Genomic DNA, 15,513 nt, shown 5'->3' on the forward strand with positions numbered 1-15,513 from the left:
ATGAGCTCCGCGCATCGCGTCCCGGTTGCAGCGCGCGTCTACGTCCCCGCCCCAGGCGAGGCGTCTGACGTCGAACTCATGCCGGCGGGCGATGTCACCGACGGTGTGGTGCGGGTTGGCGGAACCATCCGCCGCCCGCACCAGCCGCAGTCCCTGGCCGTGGCCGGGTACCTCGATTGGCTGGAAGACGCCGGCTTTGAGGGCTCTCCCCGATTCCTGGGCCAGGATGATCAGGGCCGGGACGTCTTGACCTTCGTGCCCGGACAATGCGCCGGGGCCCTGCCGGAAGCCTGGGCACAGTCCGCGGACCTTCTGGCCTCGGTGGGCCGCCTGGTGCGGCGGCTCCACACGGCGTCGGCGGGCTACGTGCCGCGGGACCATCCGTTTCCGCGCAGTCCGCTCCGGCCGGACCCCACTGAGGCTTCCGGGCTCATCTGCCATCTGGACGTAACGCCGCAGAACGTGGTGGTCCGGGACGGCCTGGCCGCCGGTTTGGTGGATTTCGACCTCGCCGGACCGTCCACGGCCTTCCACGATTCGCTCAACACCGCCATGCACTGGGTGCCGCTCCGCGACCCGTCCGACGCATGGCCGGGCTGGGAGGACCAGGATCCGTTCCGCCGGCTGCGCCTCTTCGCCGACGCCTACGGCTGGTCCGAGGAGGAACGACGCCGGGTGCCAGGTGCCGGGATCGACGCCGCGGAGCTGAGCTACGAACGGATGCGGCACAACGCCGCGACGCTGGGCGGCGGCTGGGCCCGGATGTGGCAGGACGGCGTGGGCGGGCTCATCAATCGACGGCGGGGCTGGCTTGAGGCCAATGCCCGCCCGCTGGTGGCCGCGCTGACACTCTGAGCCTCCGGCGGCAGCCGCGGCCGTCGGCCCGGGTACGGCGCAACCGGCGCGGGACGCCGTCCTTAGACTCCGTAGCCGCGACTGCGCGCACTGCCGATGACCAGTCCGAAGATGACCATCACCAGCACCGTGACGGCGATCGCCACATACCCCATCACGAGACCGGCGATCGCCATGCCCCGGCCGGCCGGTTCGCGCCGCAGGGCCAGGTGTCCCAGGATGACCGCAGCCAGCTGCGGGAGCAGGAAGAACCCGAATCCCACCAGTGCGGCGATGCCGCAGCACATGCTGGCAATGCTCAGGCCTTTCGGCGCTGCCGGCACGCTGTAGTAGGCGGGCTGGCCGTAGGCGTTCGCGCTGCCCGGCTGGGCGTACGGCGACTGCTGGCCGTACTGCTGGGCCGGCTGACCGTAAGCCCCCTGGCCGGGCGCAGACGGCGTCGTGTAGGACTGGCCGTAGATCGGGGGGTACGGGCTGGAGAACTGGCCTTGATCCTGTGCCGGCTGGCCGTAGTGCTCCTGCCCCGGCTGCCGGCCTGCGGAGGGCTCTTGCGGGTAGTCCGGCTGTTGCGGCGGCTCGGGCTGCGCGAACTGGTGCGTCGCCGGTTGGCCGGCCTCCTGGCCGGCCGCCTGGCCGGAGTCCTGGCTGACGGGGGCTGCCTGCTGCGGCGGAACGTCCGGCTGGTGCTCCGGAAGACGCAGCGTGGGCTGGTAGCCCTCGGGCATCCCGTCTTTGCCTTGCCCGTCTTTGCTCTCGTCTTTACCCTGTTGTGGCTGTTCAGTCATGGCGCGTCCCCTCAAGAAGTCCCTGGATCCAGACTACCGCCGGAGGATTGCGTTGGGGCCGGCCCGGTCTGCGGCTTTCTTGCGTCACAGGAGCGGGTTTGGCGCGAAAGCGTGTTGCACCCCGCCGTCGTCTGGCATGCTGGTGCCATGGCTAGCCGCGCGGGCACAGTTGCCCAACCCCAAGACCTTGTTGACCTCACTGCGCTTTTGGATGCGTACTACGACATTTCGCCGGATCTCACGGACCCGGGCCAGCGGGTGGCCTTCGGCACCTCCGGGCACCGTGGTTCGAGCTTGAAGGCGTCCTTCAACGAACCCCATATCCTCGCCATCACGCAGGCGATCGTGGAATACCGTGCGGGCCAGGGAATTACCGGGCCCCTCTACATGGCGAAGGACACCCACGGCCTGAGCGAACCGGCCCAAAACTCCGCCCTCGAGGTGCTGGCCGCCAACGGCGTGCACGTCCTCATCGACGCCCGCCACGGCTACACACCCACCCCTGCACTGAGCCACGCCATCCTCACGCACAACCGCAAGGCCGGCCCGGGCGCACCGCAGGCCGACGGGATTGTGGTGACCCCCAGCCACAACCCTCCCGGCGACGGGGGATTCAAGTACAACCCCCCGCACGGCGGCCCTGCGGACACCGACGCCACCGGCTGGATCGCCAACCGCGCCAACGAGCTCCTGGAAAACGGCCTGCGCGGCGTCAAGCGGATCCCCGTAGCCGACGCCCTTGCCGCCGGGACCACCGGAAAGTTCGACTTCCTCAGCAGCTACGTGGATGACCTCCCCTCCGTCCTGGACCTCAACGCCATCCGTGAGGCCGGCGTCCGGATCGGCGCGGACCCCATGGGCGGGGCGTCGGTGGACTACTGGGGCGAGATCGCCGAACGCCACCACCTGAACCTCACGGTGGTGAACCCGACCGTTGACCCGCAGTGGGCCTTCATGACCCTGGACTGGGACGAGAAGATCCGGATGGACTGCTCCTCGCCGTTCGCGATGGCGTCGCTGATCGGCCGGATGTCCGACGGGGCGAAGTTCGACGTCGCCACCGGCAACGACGCCGACGCCGACCGCCATGGCATCGTCACACCTTTTGTTGACGGTCAGGGCGGGCTGATGAATCCGAACCACTACCTCGCCGTCGCCATCGACTACCTGTACCGGCACCGCACCGGCTGGAACCCGCAGTCCGTGATCGGCAAGACCCTGGTGTCCTCCTCGATGATCGACCGCGTGGCCGCGAGCCTGGGCCGCAAGCTCGTGGAGGTTCCCGTGGGCTTCAAGTGGTTCGTCCCGGGCCTGCTGTCCGGCGAAGGGGCCTTCGGCGGCGAGGAATCCGCGGGCGCGTCCTTCAATAAGATGGACGGCAGTGTTTGGACCACCGACAAGGACGGAATCCTGCTGGCCCTGCTGGCCTCGGAGATCACGGCCGTCACCGGCAAGTCGCCGTCGCAGCTCTACAAGGGCCTCACGGACCAGTTCGGCGACCCCGTCTATGCCCGGATCGATGCCGCCGCCACGCGCGAACAGAAGGCCGCACTGGGCAAGCTGTCGTCGTCGGACGTCACCGCCACCGAACTCGCCGGCGAAACGATCACCGCCAAACTGACCGAGGCGCCGGGCAACGGCGCGGCGATCGGCGGCCTGAAGGTGGTCACCGAAAACGCCTGGTTCGCGGCGCGGCCCTCCGGTACGGAGGACGTGTACAAGATTTACGCCGAATCCTTCAAGGGCGCCGAGCACCTCAAGCAGGTCCAGGCCGAGGCGAAGGCCCTGGTGGACGGGGTTATTTCGTAGTTCCGCCGACCGCGGCCACCACGGCGCGGTCCCTGCCAAGCGTCTTTGCCTGGTAGAGGGCCGCGTCGGCCGAGGCCACTACAGCGTCGAGGCCGCCCGGTCCGGCATCGGTGGATGCAATGCCGTAGCTCACTGTCGGCAGCCGGGGAATGACTTCCGAGCCGGATTCCTGAAGCCGGAGGCTGATGTCGGAGGTGATTTCCCGGGCCTGTTCCGGCGTGACGCCTGGGAGCAGGAGGATGAATTCCTCGCCGCCGTAGCGGCCCACGAGATCGGTGGAGCGGACGGTGCCGGCGCAGGCTCCGGCGAACGCCTGCAGGGCGGAGTCCCCGGCCGAGTGGCCGAACTGGTCGTTGATCGTCTTGAAGTGATCCAGGTCCGCGAGGATCAGCGAGGCCGTGGTTCCGGTGCGCCGCAACCGGCGCAGTTCGTTGCCCGCGAGGTCGAGGAACGCTGAGCGGTTCAGCAGGCCGGTGAGGCCGTCCACGGTGGCGCGTGCCCGGAGGTCGCGGGTCTGTTGTTCATAGCTCAGCTCGGCCATCGTGAACGAGGCCACCACCAGCGTGACCGTCGAGAACACGGTCATGGGCGCGGAACCGAAGAACGATGTGAAGACCGCCCCGCCCGGCCCGTCCGTCAAAAAGGCGATGAGGCGGCCCAGGTAGAAGACGGCCAGGATGCCGGCGCCCACGGCGAGGGGCCGGTGCACGCGCGAGTAGTCGCGCTCAAGCAGGAACAGCTCCCGGGATCCCATGCCGATCAGCACGGCCATCAAGGCCAGGTACATCGGGCCTCCCGCCCAGATGTTTGTGGCCGGGTGGTCGAACACCGACACGACGCCGACGACGCCGGGACCGGCCGCGAGCTGCCAGGGCCGGGGTGAGGGTGCCCGCAGCGAGCGGGCGCCAGCCCAGATGCTGGCCGCGCCGGCGACCAGCAGGACGTTGCCGGCGGGGTTGGACCAGGCCTGGTACACCGTCCCGTCCAGCAGGTACGCGGCGTTGCCGACCAGGAACAGCAGGAGGGCCATGCACCACCAGCCGCTGTAGGCGGAGCGGGTGCGCCGGAAGGTAATGAAGTAGAAGAGCATGAGCAGCGTGAGGTCGACTAGCGCCAAGGCAACCCGCAGTGTGGCGGTGTCAAGCATCATCTAGTGGCCCCCCGGTCCGCTGTAATTTGCCCGCAATGCGTCACTTCACCGTCGAATAACCGCCGAAGTTGACCCAAGTATGGCACCCGTCGTCGGGAAAGCCTCGTGGTGGCCACGATATGACGTGCGGATTCTTGTTGCCGCCGTCCCGGGGCTTATGCCGGGCCGTCGGTCCACAGCGTGAGGATCCGCCGGGTGGAGTGCCCGCCGCCGGGCGCCATGTCCACGAGTGCTATCCGGTCCAGCGCGACGGCGTCGCCCTCGCGAAGCCGTTTGTCGCCGTGGTGGGAGACATGCGGGCGGTACCCTGCCAGGGTATAGGCGGGCGTAGGGATCCTGCCGGGCAGCTGCTCCACGATCCCGACCAGGGCATTGTGCAGGGCCTGCAGGTGCTCGTTGGGTTCGATCAGGTTGACCGGGATGGACCCTGCCCGCCCGAACCGCGCTTCCCCGCCTACCCTCACCCGGCAGCCCAGGGCCGCGGCCACGGGGTCCGCCATGAGCGCGGAGATCTTCGCGGCGAGCGGATCGCCGGAGCCGGGTGGCGTCTCGATTTGTGCGCCGGCCGCTGCCTGGAGTTCGACGACGTCGAACTTCACCAGGGTGATGTGCAGCGGCCAGTCGTTACGGGGAAACTCGAGTCCCTCGACAACCGGTTCCACAAAAGCCACCGCGATCAGGTTCCGCATGGGAAAAGTGTGCCACGCCCGGCGGTCGGAGCGGCGCCCGGGTCCTGACCGGGGTCGGCGACGTCGCGAACGCCCCGTGCCGGAGGCTGCGGTGCGGACTAAAATAGGAAGTGGCCCCGGATGCAGGCCATGCGCTGAACCGCAGAAATGCGTCCCGTGTGCCTCCGGCCTGTCCCCCATGGTGCCGGAGGCACCTCCGCGGAAGAACAGTGCCGGAGGCACCTCCGCGGGAAAACAGTGCCGGAGGCACCTCCGCGGGAAAACAGTGCCGGAGGCACCTCCGCGGGACAGTGCCGGTGGTGCTTAGACAGTCCTTAGACGGTGCGGACGACGTCCTCGTAGGCGAACTTCGGCTTGGCCGCACCCCAGGCGTCCGCACCGGGCTGGCCGATGTTGACCACCAGGAAACTCTTCTGGCTGCCGTCGGGGAAGAATGCGGCGTCGATGGCGGCGAAATCCGCGCCCGTCATGGGACCGGCGGCGAGGCCCATGGAGCGGACCGCGAGGATGAAGTAGCCGGCCTGCAGGTGGGCGTTGTTGTTGCCGGTGGCTGCGGCAAGGTCAGGCGCGGCGTCGTACATGGCTTTGGGGGCGTTGTAGCCGGGGAGGAAGTTGTCCCACTGGTCCTGCCAGGCGGTGTCGTAGCTCAGGACTGCGACGAGGGGCGCCGATGCCGTCTTGGCGCGGTTTCCGGCGGAAAGTGCGTCCACAAGCGTGGCCCGGGCATCATCCGAGCGCACGTACGTGACGCGCAGCGGCTGTGAATTGAAGGCGGTGGGGCCGAACTTCGTCAGTTCGTAGATGGCACGGGCCTGATCGTCGGTAACGTCGCCGGTGAAGGCGTTCGCCGTGCGGGCCTCGGCAAAGATGGCGTCCACCGCTGCGGCGTCGATTACTGCTTCTTCATGGGCGATCGTCATTCGCGTCCCTTTCGCTGGGCCGGCGCACCGTCAGGCTGCTGGCGTCTCCTGCTGTCCATAGTTGCAACTTCAACTAGCAGCGCTTGCTTCCCGCTGCGCCCTGTGATGTCCGGCACAGCAATGCAGGGTGCGCAGCCCCGTTGCAAGGCCTATCAAGGCAGACAGGAGCCTGACACGCCCTCTTTAACGAGCGGTGATCTCTCCGGCGAGATGGCCGACAGCGAGGCCCGCGTGCACCCGGACTGCATCAACCAGGCAATCGTCGTCCGCATAAAACCCGGGGCTGTGGTTCGGAACAGCCCGCGGCCACCCTCCACCGGCCTTAGCTGGTCGCCATCGATCCGTATGTCCTGGACCCCGTAGCTGAGGTACGCGCCGCCGTAGGCGTTGACGAACTCCGACACATCGTCATAGCCAAGCGTCACGGGCACCTCGACGATCCTCTCCCGGCCGACAATCCTGCCAAGGGCGGGCAGGATTGCATCAATCCACTCCCTCTGGTTGATGACTCCCGGAACAGATTGCAGGAACTCAACATCGGCCGTGCAGCCGAAGGCCTCCGCTTGGTGCCTGGCCAGCCGGCGCATCCCCTGCTGGACTACACCCATGTCGGCGTCGACAGTGCAGCGTATGGTTCCGAACAGGGTGACAGTCTGCCCGATGATGTTGAACCGGCCGACGTCCTGGACGTGGCCAATGCTGACGGATGTCGCGTGCTGCGCGGGAACCTGCCGGTAAAGCTCGCCGACTCCGGTCTTCCCCGGTCTTCCCCGGAGTATGGCCGGACTTCCCGGAAAACGCAACGGTCGCCGACGGCCGCTCCCCATATCCGCGCCCGGACCTGTCGCGGCGCCGGACGCGCCCGGCCTGCGCGGTAAAGTTGCCTGGAAGATTCCTTCCGCTCCGGCCCCAAATTCTCTGAAAGGCTCCCGGCAATGAGCATGCTCGGCACCAAATGGAAGCTCCACGGCACCGGCAAGTCCGTCCGCCCCGGTGAGGTCGTCAGGCCGGATGAGCGGCTCACCTGGCCGCTGACCATCGGGATCGGCATGCAGCACGTAGTGGCCATGTTCGGCGCCACCTTCCTGGTCCCGATCCTCACGGGCATGCCGCCGGCCACCACCTTGTTCTTCTCCGGCATCGGCACCCTGCTGTTCCTGGTCATCACCCAGGGACGCGTTCCGAGCTACCTCGGGTCAAGCTTCGCGTTCATCGCACCAATCCTGGCCTCGCAGCAGCAGTTCGGCATCCCCGGGGCGCTGGGCGGCGTCGTGCTGGCCGGTGCGGCCCTCGCCGTCGTCGGTGCCGTGGTGCAGAAGTTCGGCGCCGGCTGGATCAACCGGCTCATGCCGCCGATCGTGACCGGCGCGATCGTCGCCCTGATCGGCCTGAACCTGGCGCCAGCCGCGAAGAGCAACTTCGACAAAGCCCCCGTCACCGCCTTCATCACGCTGGCCGTCATCATTGTGGTCAGCGTGCTGTTCCGCGGCATCCTGGGCCGGCTGAGCATCCTGGTGGGCGTCGTGGTGGGCTACCTCGTCGCGATGATCCGGGGCGAAGTCGACTTCGCCAAGGTGGACGGCGCCACGTGGGTTGGCCTGCCGCACTTCCAGACCCCGGAATTCCACTTCGGCGTCGTGGGCCTCTTCGTGCCCGTCGTGCTGGTGCTGGTGGCGGAGAACATCGGTCATGTGAAGTCCGTGTCCGCCATGACGGGCCAGAACCTCGACGGCGTGTCCGGCCGGGCACTGCTGGCCGACGGCGCCGCCACCATGCTGGCCGGGTTTGGCGGCGGGTCCGGCACCACCACCTACGCCGAGAACATCGGCGTCATGGCTGCCACCAAGGTGTACTCCACCGCGGCGTACTGGGTGGCGGGCATCTTCGCCGTGGTGCTGAGCTTCTCACCGAAGTTTGGCGAACTCATCGCCACTGTCCCCGCCGGCGTCCTGGGCGGCGCAGCCACAATGCTGTACGGCATGATCGGCGTGCTGGGCGTCAAGATCTGGGTCCAGAACAAGGTGAACTTCTCCAACTCGATCAACCTGACCACGGCCGCCGTGGCGCTGATCATCGGCATCGCGAACTACACGTGGACCGTCGGCGACCTGACGTTCAACGGCATCGCGCTCGGCTCGGCCGCCGCGCTGGTGATCTACCACGGCATGAAGGCGATCGCGAAGGCACGCGGCACGGTGGCGGAGCCGGAAACGGAGGATCCGGCGTCCGTTGCGACGGCGGCGGTGAAGGCCGCTGCGAAGCGCGCACCGAAGAAGCGCCGCTAGCGGCATCCCCCGTTACCGCCCGCCCCGCCAAAGCCAACAGGCCGGGGCCGGGCCACCGTGTGGTGGCCCGGGCCCGGCCCGGCTGGTTGTGGCGGCGGCCGGTTTAGCCGGCGTCGAACGGTTCCTCGTCGTCGCTGCCCTTCTCCGGCGACTTCTCCTTCGGCAGGTCCGTGCCGGAACCATCGGGCAGCCCGGCCGCATCCTGGCCGGACTCCGAGGAGAAGGGCCGCCCGGCGTCGGGCTTTTCGGTGTTGGAGGCATCCATTTCGGCGTCAGCCGAGGGGACCGCGGCGTCGCCGCTCCTGGCACCGGATCCGGGCTCGGCAGTGGTGTTTTCTGAACTCACGTGTTCCTCCGCTCCGCCGGAGCGTCCTGCTCCGGACTCTCTTGCACTTGTCTTGCACTTGTCTTGGTCTTCTGCGCCGAACTGGCTCAGGCCCGGCGCTCCGGCCTGATGCGTCCCGCCGTCGGGGTACAGCTCAGAGGCCCTTGCCACCGGTGACGGGCAGGACGGCGCCGGAAATGTAGGAGCCGTGGTCCGAGGCGAGCAGCACATAGGCAGGCGCGAGTTCCGCGGGCTGGCCTGCGCGCTGCAGGGGTGTGTCCTGGCCGAACGACGAGAGCTTGTCCGGCCATGCGGTCGCAGGGATGAGCGGCGTCCAGATAGGCCCCGGGGCCACGGCGTTGACCCTGATCCCCCTCGGCCCGAGTTCCTGCGCCAGCGCCTTGGTGAAGGCCACCTGAGCGGCCTTGGTCATGGCGTAGTCGATGAGTTCCGGCGAAGGCTTGAATGCCTGGATGGAGGCCGTCGTGATGATCGAGGCGCCGGCGTTGAGGTGCGGGACGGCGGCGCGGGCCGTCCAGATCAGCGAGTACAGATTGGTCTTGAACACGCGGTCGAACTCCTCTGTGGGCAGCGACTCGAAGCTGTCCCGGTTCTTCTGGTAGGCCGCGTTCAGCACCAGCACGTCCAGCCGGCCGAATTCGGTCAGCGTGTCGTTCACGATCTTCGCCGCGAAGTCCTCGCTGCGGCCGTCGCCTGGCAGCAGCACGGCCTTCCGGCCGGCCTTCCGTATCCACGCGGCGGTGTCCTGCGCGTCTTCTTCCTCTTCCGGCAGGTACGAGATGGCGACGTCGGCGCCCTCCCGGGCGAAGGCGATCGCAACTGCCTTGCCGATCCCGGAGTCGCCGCCCGTGATCAGGGCAGCCTTGCCACTGAGCGCGTCGCTGCCGCGGTAGCTTTCCTCGCCGTGGTCCGGCTTCGGCTCCATGGGCGCCGTGAGGCCTGGCTGTTCTTGCACCTGCTCCGGGAAGGACCCGGAGTAGTAGCCGGTGCGGGGGTCCTTCGGCTGGTCCTGCTGTTTCTGTGCGGCGCTGCTTGAGTCACTCATAGTCCACCTACCCAACGTGTCGGTTTTCCAGGGAAGCTCCTCGGACCGGCGCTGACCGGCCGCTTGGAAACTATCCCGGCGAAGTACGCAGTTTCTACCCTAACCGCAAAGTAGTCAGCAAACTTACTACCAACTTGTTTTTGGCAACTCTCAAGCCTAGGTTGAGGGTGGGGCGCACGCCGCGCCCCGTTGACAAGGATTTCAGCGTTCCTGGGGAGTCCAGGGATTTCAGTTTGCGCGGAGGAACAGTCATGACAGGCCCGGCGGCGCCGCAGGATGACGGCAGGGACGAATCTCCGGCTGAGCGGATGGACCGCAATTGGGTGGAACTGCTGCAGGAACTGCGGGTACTCCAGACCGGGGTCCAGATTCTCGCCGGCTTCCTCCTGACGCTGCCGTTCCAGGCTCGTTTCGAGACGCTGGATGGATACCAAACCGGGCTGTACCTCGCCAACGTCATCGTGGCCGCTCTCACCACGGCCTCGATCCTGTTACCGGTGAGCCTGCACCGCCGGCTCTTCCGGCAAGGGCTGAAGGCTACCCTCGTGGCCAGCGCCGACACCATCGCGAAGGTGTCATTGGGCGGCGTCATGCTGCTGAGCGTGGGAACCACGTCCCTCATTTTCGATCTCACGTTGGGCCGGGCGGCCGGCGTCATGGCCGGCGTCGGCCTGCTGGCTGTCCTACTGCTGCTGATGGTCTTTGTCCCTGCCGCACTCCGCCGGAGGGGCCTGGAAGAGAAGCCACAATGACAGACGTTTCACAGGCGCGGCGCGCCGCAGGCACGGGAGGAACCATGGGCAAGTGGGTCAAGGAACGCGGGCTGCTGCTGGCCAACGCTGCGCTATTCATCGCCTTCTTCGGCGGCATGGTCCTCAGCGGGGCAGCCAGTTACAGCGAGGACCAACTGGCCCACGGCCAGCCGGCGGTGAGCGTCCTGCAGTACCTGGGCACGGGGGCCTTCGTAGAGGCGACGTTTGAGAACTGGGAGTCGGAATTCCTGCAAATGGGCATGTATGTCCTGCTGACAGTCTTCCTGTTCCAGAAAGGGTCCTCGGAGTCCAAGCCCATGGGCCGCGCCGCCCCGCAGGACGAGGATCCCCGGCCGGCCAAGTTCAGGCCGTCCACGCCCTGGCCCGTCCGGCGCGGCGGGTGGGTCCTGAAACTTTACGAACACTCCCTGTCGATCATGTTCCTGCTGCTCTTCCTGATGTCGTTTGTTCTGCACGCAGTCGGCGGCAGCGCCGATTACAACGACGATCAGCAAGCCCACGGCCAGCCGACGGTCACGGTGCTGGGCTACCTCGCCACGAGCCGATTCTGGTTTGAGTCGTTCCAGAACTGGCAGAGCGAATTCCTGGCGGTCGCCGTACTGGTGGGCGCGTCGGTCTATCTGCGGGAGAAGGGATCCCCCGAGTCCAAGCCGGTGGCCGAACCCCACTACGAGACGGGCGCCTGACCCCCGCGGCCATCGGTCAGCGGGTTGCGGACCCGGCGTTCGGCGCTTTCTCCGCTGCTGCTTTCGGCGCCCCTGCTGTCGGAGCCGCCGTCAGGCCCCTTCGAGGACCTGGCTGGTGGCCCAGGCAAGGTATTTTGCGGCGTTGGCGACAGCGTCGTCGGGGCTCGCGGCGACATCCAGAAGCTGGGCCGCGGCCACCACGCCGTGCCGGGCAAGGTCCTCCGGGGTGACGAGAATCCGGCCGGCCACCACGATCACCGGTATGCCGCGGGCTTGGGCGGCATCGGCCAGCGCGATGGGCGCTTTGCCGGTCAGCGACTGGCTGTCCATGGAGCCTTCCCCGGTGATGACCAGATCGGCCACCGCGAGTTTTCCGGCCAGCCCGGTGAGGCCGGCCACGAGCTCGAATCCGCCCTCCAGGGCGGCGTTGCTGAAGGCCAGGAACGACGCCGGGAAGCCGCCGGCCGCACCGGCTCCGGGGACGTTGACGTCCCGGCCGGTGGACTCGCGCAGGACCGAGGCCCAGTTGCGCAGGCCAGCGTCGAGCAGCTCCACCGCATCCGCGTCGGCGCCCTTTTGCGGGCCGAACACGTGCGCGGCACCGTCGCTGCCGAACAGCGGGTTCCGCACGTCGACGGCGATCCTGAACTTCACGGCGGACAGCCGCGGATCCAGCCCGCTGACATCCACCGTCACGACGTCGGCAAGCGACCCGCCGCCGAGGGGTACCACGTTGCCGGCGGCGTCCAGCGGCTTGAGGCCGAGCGCCCGGAGTGCGCCGCTGCCGCCGTCGCTCATGGCCGAACCGCCCACGCCCAGCACGATTTCCGTGGCCCCTGCGTCCAGGGCGGCGGCGATTAGCTGGCCGCAGCCGTAGCTGTGGGCCCGCAGGGCGTTGGCCGGCGTCGGTTCCATGTGCGCCAGGCCGGATGCCTGCGCCGTTTCAATCACCGCAGTGGCCCCGCCGAAGGCGTCCTTGCGGATAGCCCACGCGGCACCGATCGGAGCCAGGATCGGGCCCACGACGGCGTTGAGCCTTTCCTCGTAGCCTGCCGCGACGGCCGCCTCCAGGGTCCCTTCGCCGCCGTCGGCCACCGGAAACTGGATGGCTTCGGCGTCGGGATAGACGCGCAGGGCGCCTTCAGCGATGGCGGAAGCGGCTTCGGCGGCGGTCAGAGAGCCCTTGAACTTGTCCGGGGCGATGAGGATACGCATGGCACTATCCTGCCAGTCCGGAGGGCCCGGCACGCTGACAGGACGCGGTGTTTAGGCCCAGGTCCCGCGCTCCGTGAGGACCGTCTTGAGCAGGTCGGCGCGGTCCGTGACGATCCCGTCGACGCCAAGATCGAGCAAACGGTGCATTTCCGCCGGTTCGTTGACGGTCCAGACGTGCACCTGCAGCCCGTGCCGGTGCGCCCGCCGGACAAATCCGGGCGTCACCACGGTCACCGCGCCGTAGCGGACTGGTACCTGGAGCGCCTGGACCCCCTGCAGGGCCCGACGCGCCACGAAGCCCATCAGCGTCGCCGGCAGTACCGGGCCCAGCAGGACGAACACGGCGTTGGACACCGTGCCCGCAGAGCCCGCGGCCGGCCGGCTCAGCTGCCGAAGCACGGCGCGGCGCCGCCGGTCCGAGAAGCTGGCGACCAACACGCGGTCGTGCAGTGCGTGGCGTTCGATTGCCGAGGCCAGGGCGTCGACGGAATTCCAGTCCTTGACGTCGATGTTGAGCCGGACGTCGGGAAAGGCCGCGATGAGTTCCTCGAACAGCGGGATCGGTTCAGTTCCGCCGATCCTGGCCCGGGCTACGGCCGCGGCGGGCAAGTCGGCAATCCGACCGCGTTCCTGGGTGACCCGGTCCAGGGTCTTGTCGTGGAAGAGCACCAGCACGCCGTCGGCGGTGGTGTGGACGTCGGTCTCCAGGTGCCGGAATCCGAGGTCGACGGCGGCGCGGAACGCGGCCATCGAGTTCTCCAGCCCGTCCAGGGAGAAGCCGCGGTGGGCCATCGCGAGGGGTGCCCGGGCTGTGTCCTGGTCCCCCGGCACGGCGTGCTCCGGGCCGCCGCCGGTGCCGTCAGGGTTCCCGCCGGGGGCAAAGTAGGGGTGCGGGTTCGTCACTCCTGAAGCGTACCCGAGCCCCGATCCGGCCGCGCGGGACCCCGATCCGGAGCGGGCTGAGCGGAACGCGGCATGGGCGACCCGGCGTTAGCGGAAGCTGGCGTCAGGAGTCGTGCGGCCGGATTTCGACGCCGTCGCCGCAGTGCAGGAGCGTCCGGCCGCGGCCGCCGTCGAGGTCCACCCAGACGACGCTGTGGTCGGCCGTCACGGCGTCCACCAGGCCGCCGGTCTCGAAACCCGGGGCCAGCCGGACGCTGACGCGGTCGCCCTGGCGCAACTGCCGCCAGTGCCGGTCCGGCTCCGCCGGATGCAGAGGTTGGTCGTCCGTTTTGTTGACGCGGTACTTGGCCATGATTTCCCCACTATCGGTCAAACGATCTGTCGCGAGCCTTCAGCCTAGGAGGCCAAGGTGAACGCCAGTTGACCGCCCGCTGGGAATCCGGTGACCGGGACGTCACCGCGGGGGTGCTGTTCGGGAGTGGAACTCAGGGAAGCCGGAGGCCGAGTTCCGCGAGCTTGGCCTCGAGGATCTGGGCGACGCCGTCGTCGTCGAAGTGCGGCGCCTGCTGGCCGGCGGCGCGGATTGCCTCGGGGTGGCCGCTGGCCATGGCGTAACCGTCCCCGGCCCAGCGGAGCATCTCGATGTCGTTGGGCATGTCCCCGAACGCCACCACGTCTGCGGGGCCGATGCCCAGTGAGGCGGCGTATTCGGCGAGGGTCACGGCCTTGTTGACGCCGGGCAGGGACAGTTCGAGCAGGGCCATGTTCGGCGCCGAGTGCGTCGCGGCGGCCAAATGGGCGACGGCGGGGGTCACCTCGGCGAGGAATTCGTCGGCGGTGCCCTCGCGAACGATGGCCATGAACTTCACCACGGAGTCGTCGGCCGTGAGGGTGCTGTGCAGCGGGGCGGGGGTGAATTCGGCCAGCAGCGGGCTTGTGCCGGAGTTGAGGAAGCCCGGTTCCAGGTGGAAGCCGGTCAGGGTTTCGGCGGCGAACAGTGCCGTCGGGCGCAGGCGCCGTATGATGCGGCGGGCCTCGAACACTGCGTCCAGCTCCAGCGCACGGGCTGAGAGCATGCGGTCCGCCTCAAGGTCCCAGACCACGGCGCCGTTGGAGCAGATGACGGTGCCGGCATGCCCCAGCTGGTCCTGCAGGGGGTGGAGCCAGCGCGGCGGGCGGCCCGTGACGAAGACGAGTTCCACCCCTGCGTCGCGGCAGGCGTGGAACGCGCGGACGGTCCGGTCGCTGATTTTTCCGTCATGGCCGAGGATCGTTCCGTCGATGTCGCTTGCTACGAGCCGCATACAGCAAGTCTACGTTGGCCGCGGCGGCCCCGATCCCGCCTGCCGGACGTGGAACTGCGCGGGCCCGTGCGCCGGGGTCGCCGGAAAGTGTCGAGTTCGCCGGAACGTTCCGGCGAACTCGAGCGTCTCCGGCGAATTCGACGGCGGCGCGGCCCTCTAGTGCTGTTCGTAGTGCCCGGTCAGCCTGGCCCGGCCCAGGGTGTGGCTGAATAGGGCAAAGCCGAGGCTGGCCGGGCTGCCGTGCCCGCCGACGTCGAGCTTTTCGACGTCCACGGCATGGACCACGATCAGATAGCGGTGCGGACCGTGTCCCTTGGGCGGGGCGGCGCCGACGTAGCCGGCGAATCCGGCGTCGTTCTTCAGCTGGAGCGCGCCGGGCGGAAGGGCCGCGCCGTCGCGGGAACCGGCACCCGCGGGCAATGACGTGACATCGGCCGGGATGTTGAGCACGGCCCAGTGCCAAAAACCGCTGGCCGTGGGGGCGTCCGGGTCGAAGACCGTCACCGCGTAGCTCTTGGTGCCGGCCGGGGCGCCGCTCCAGCTCAGCTGCGGGGACTCGTCCTTGCCGCCGGCGCCCATGACGCCGCTTCGCTGCGCGGGAGGAAGCGTGTCGCCGTCGTGGAAGGATGCGCTGCTGACGTCGAAAGCGGGGACGTCGGGCAGCGGCGCGTAAGGATCGTGGGCTGTCATGGCTGCCTTTCCTGAACTGGTTGCTGTTCGGTACTGCCTGCTGTTCGGGTACTGCCTG

The 15,513-nt window shown here is 68.4% G+C and carries 17 protein-coding genes; 5 read left to right on the forward strand and 12 right to left on the reverse strand.

All coding sequences use genetic code 11. The features are described 5' to 3' along the window. Positions 1 to 855: a phosphotransferase gene (locus tag ABD243_RS02190; RefSeq protein ID WP_344361543.1), complete on the forward strand. Its 855-nt coding sequence runs from the start codon at positions 1 to 3 to the stop codon at positions 853 to 855. Positions 856 to 917: 62 nt separating this feature from the next. Here the strand turns inward: ABD243_RS02190 and ABD243_RS02195 are convergent, their stop codons facing one another. After that, on the reverse strand, positions 918 to 1,640 hold the full coding sequence (locus ABD243_RS02195; protein ID WP_344361545.1) for a DUF4190 domain-containing protein: 723 nt from the start codon (positions 1,638 to 1,640) through the stop codon (positions 918 to 920). Positions 1,641 to 1,787: 147 nt separating this feature from the next. Between ABD243_RS02195 and pgm the strand changes: the two genes are divergently transcribed. Then, positions 1,788 to 3,449 carry a phosphoglucomutase (alpha-D-glucose-1,6-bisphosphate-dependent) gene (pgm, locus tag ABD243_RS02200; RefSeq protein WP_344361548.1) on the forward strand — a complete coding sequence of 554 codons (1,662 nt, stop codon included), beginning with the start codon at positions 1,788 to 1,790 and terminating at the stop codon, positions 3,447 to 3,449. Here pgm and ABD243_RS02205 read toward each other — a convergent pair. The 4 genes from ABD243_RS02205 to ABD243_RS02220 all read right to left on the reverse strand — a co-directional run bounded on the left by ABD243_RS02205 (position 3,439) and on the right by ABD243_RS02220 (position 7,035). Beyond that, a complete protein-coding gene (locus tag ABD243_RS02205; RefSeq protein WP_344361551.1) occupies positions 3,439 to 4,599 on the reverse strand; it encodes a GGDEF domain-containing protein in 1,161 nt (386 codons plus the stop codon). The two genes, pgm and ABD243_RS02205, sit on opposite strands and share 11 nt — an antisense overlap. A 155-nt stretch (positions 4,600 to 4,754) precedes the next feature. Beyond that, positions 4,755 to 5,288, reverse strand: coding sequence for a 2'-5' RNA ligase family protein (locus ABD243_RS02210; RefSeq protein WP_344361554.1), 534 nt, complete (start codon positions 5,286 to 5,288; stop codon positions 4,755 to 4,757). A 314-nt stretch (positions 5,289 to 5,602) separates the two neighbouring features. Beyond that, on the reverse strand, positions 5,603 to 6,208 hold the full coding sequence (locus ABD243_RS02215) for a malonic semialdehyde reductase (protein ID WP_344361556.1): 606 nt from the start codon (positions 6,206 to 6,208) through the stop codon (positions 5,603 to 5,605). A gap of 152 nt (positions 6,209 to 6,360) precedes the next feature. Then, positions 6,361 to 7,035, reverse strand: a complete 675-nt coding sequence (locus ABD243_RS02220) for a hypothetical protein (protein ID WP_344361559.1) — start codon at positions 7,033 to 7,035, stop codon at positions 6,361 to 6,363. Positions 7,036 to 7,143: 108 nt separating this feature from the next. On the opposite strand from ABD243_RS02220, the gene ABD243_RS02225 reads away from it, so the two are divergent. Continuing rightward, positions 7,144 to 8,493 (forward strand): uracil-xanthine permease family protein, encoded by a 1,350-nt coding sequence (locus ABD243_RS02225; RefSeq protein ID WP_344361562.1) that lies wholly within the window; start codon positions 7,144 to 7,146, stop codon positions 8,491 to 8,493. Between the two features lie 103 nt (positions 8,494 to 8,596). On the opposite strand, the gene ABD243_RS02230 is transcribed toward ABD243_RS02225, so the two are convergent. Both ABD243_RS02230 and ABD243_RS02235 read right to left on the reverse strand, forming a co-directional pair. Next, complete coding sequence (locus tag ABD243_RS02230) at positions 8,597 to 8,839, reverse strand: hypothetical protein (RefSeq protein WP_344361564.1); 243 nt, start codon at positions 8,837 to 8,839, stop codon at positions 8,597 to 8,599. Between the two features lie 133 nt (positions 8,840 to 8,972). Continuing rightward, on the reverse strand, positions 8,973 to 9,884 hold the full coding sequence (locus ABD243_RS02235) for an SDR family oxidoreductase (protein WP_344361566.1): 912 nt from the start codon (positions 9,882 to 9,884) through the stop codon (positions 8,973 to 8,975). Positions 9,885 to 10,135: 251 nt separating this feature from the next. Between ABD243_RS02235 and ABD243_RS02240 the strand changes: the two genes are divergently transcribed. Beyond that, positions 10,136 to 10,636, forward strand: coding sequence for a DUF6328 family protein (locus ABD243_RS02240; RefSeq protein WP_344361569.1), 501 nt, complete (start codon positions 10,136 to 10,138; stop codon positions 10,634 to 10,636). Then, a complete protein-coding gene (locus ABD243_RS02245; protein WP_344361572.1) occupies positions 10,633 to 11,343 on the forward strand; it encodes a DUF6766 family protein in 711 nt (236 codons plus the stop codon). The genes ABD243_RS02240 and ABD243_RS02245 overlap by 4 nt, the downstream gene beginning before the upstream one ends. Before the next feature lie 90 nt (positions 11,344 to 11,433). On the opposite strand, the gene ABD243_RS02250 is transcribed toward ABD243_RS02245, so the two are convergent. From ABD243_RS02250 to ABD243_RS02270, 5 genes are all read right to left on the reverse strand, one after another. Next, positions 11,434 to 12,558, reverse strand: coding sequence for a glycerate kinase (locus tag ABD243_RS02250; protein ID WP_344361574.1), 1,125 nt, complete (start codon positions 12,556 to 12,558; stop codon positions 11,434 to 11,436). A gap of 51 nt (positions 12,559 to 12,609) precedes the next feature. After that, positions 12,610 to 13,461, reverse strand: a complete 852-nt coding sequence (locus tag ABD243_RS02255) for a glycerophosphodiester phosphodiesterase family protein (protein WP_425547108.1) — start codon at positions 13,459 to 13,461, stop codon at positions 12,610 to 12,612. A gap of 103 nt (positions 13,462 to 13,564) precedes the next feature. Then, complete coding sequence (locus tag ABD243_RS02260; protein ID WP_116765418.1) at positions 13,565 to 13,813, reverse strand: hypothetical protein; 249 nt, start codon at positions 13,811 to 13,813, stop codon at positions 13,565 to 13,567. 133 nt (positions 13,814 to 13,946) lie between these two features. After that, positions 13,947 to 14,765 (reverse strand): HAD family hydrolase, encoded by an 819-nt coding sequence (locus ABD243_RS02265; protein WP_344361579.1) that lies wholly within the window; start codon positions 14,763 to 14,765, stop codon positions 13,947 to 13,949. A gap of 156 nt (positions 14,766 to 14,921) precedes the next feature. Then, entirely contained in the window at positions 14,922 to 15,455 is a 534-nt protein-coding gene (locus tag ABD243_RS02270) for a YbhB/YbcL family Raf kinase inhibitor-like protein (RefSeq protein ID WP_344361582.1), read from the reverse strand. Positions 15,456 to 15,513: the final 58 nt, after the last annotated feature.

Source organism: Arthrobacter humicola (genome assembly GCF_039531445.1).
Classification (GTDB): domain Bacteria; phylum Actinomycetota; class Actinomycetes; order Actinomycetales; family Micrococcaceae; genus Arthrobacter; species Arthrobacter humicola.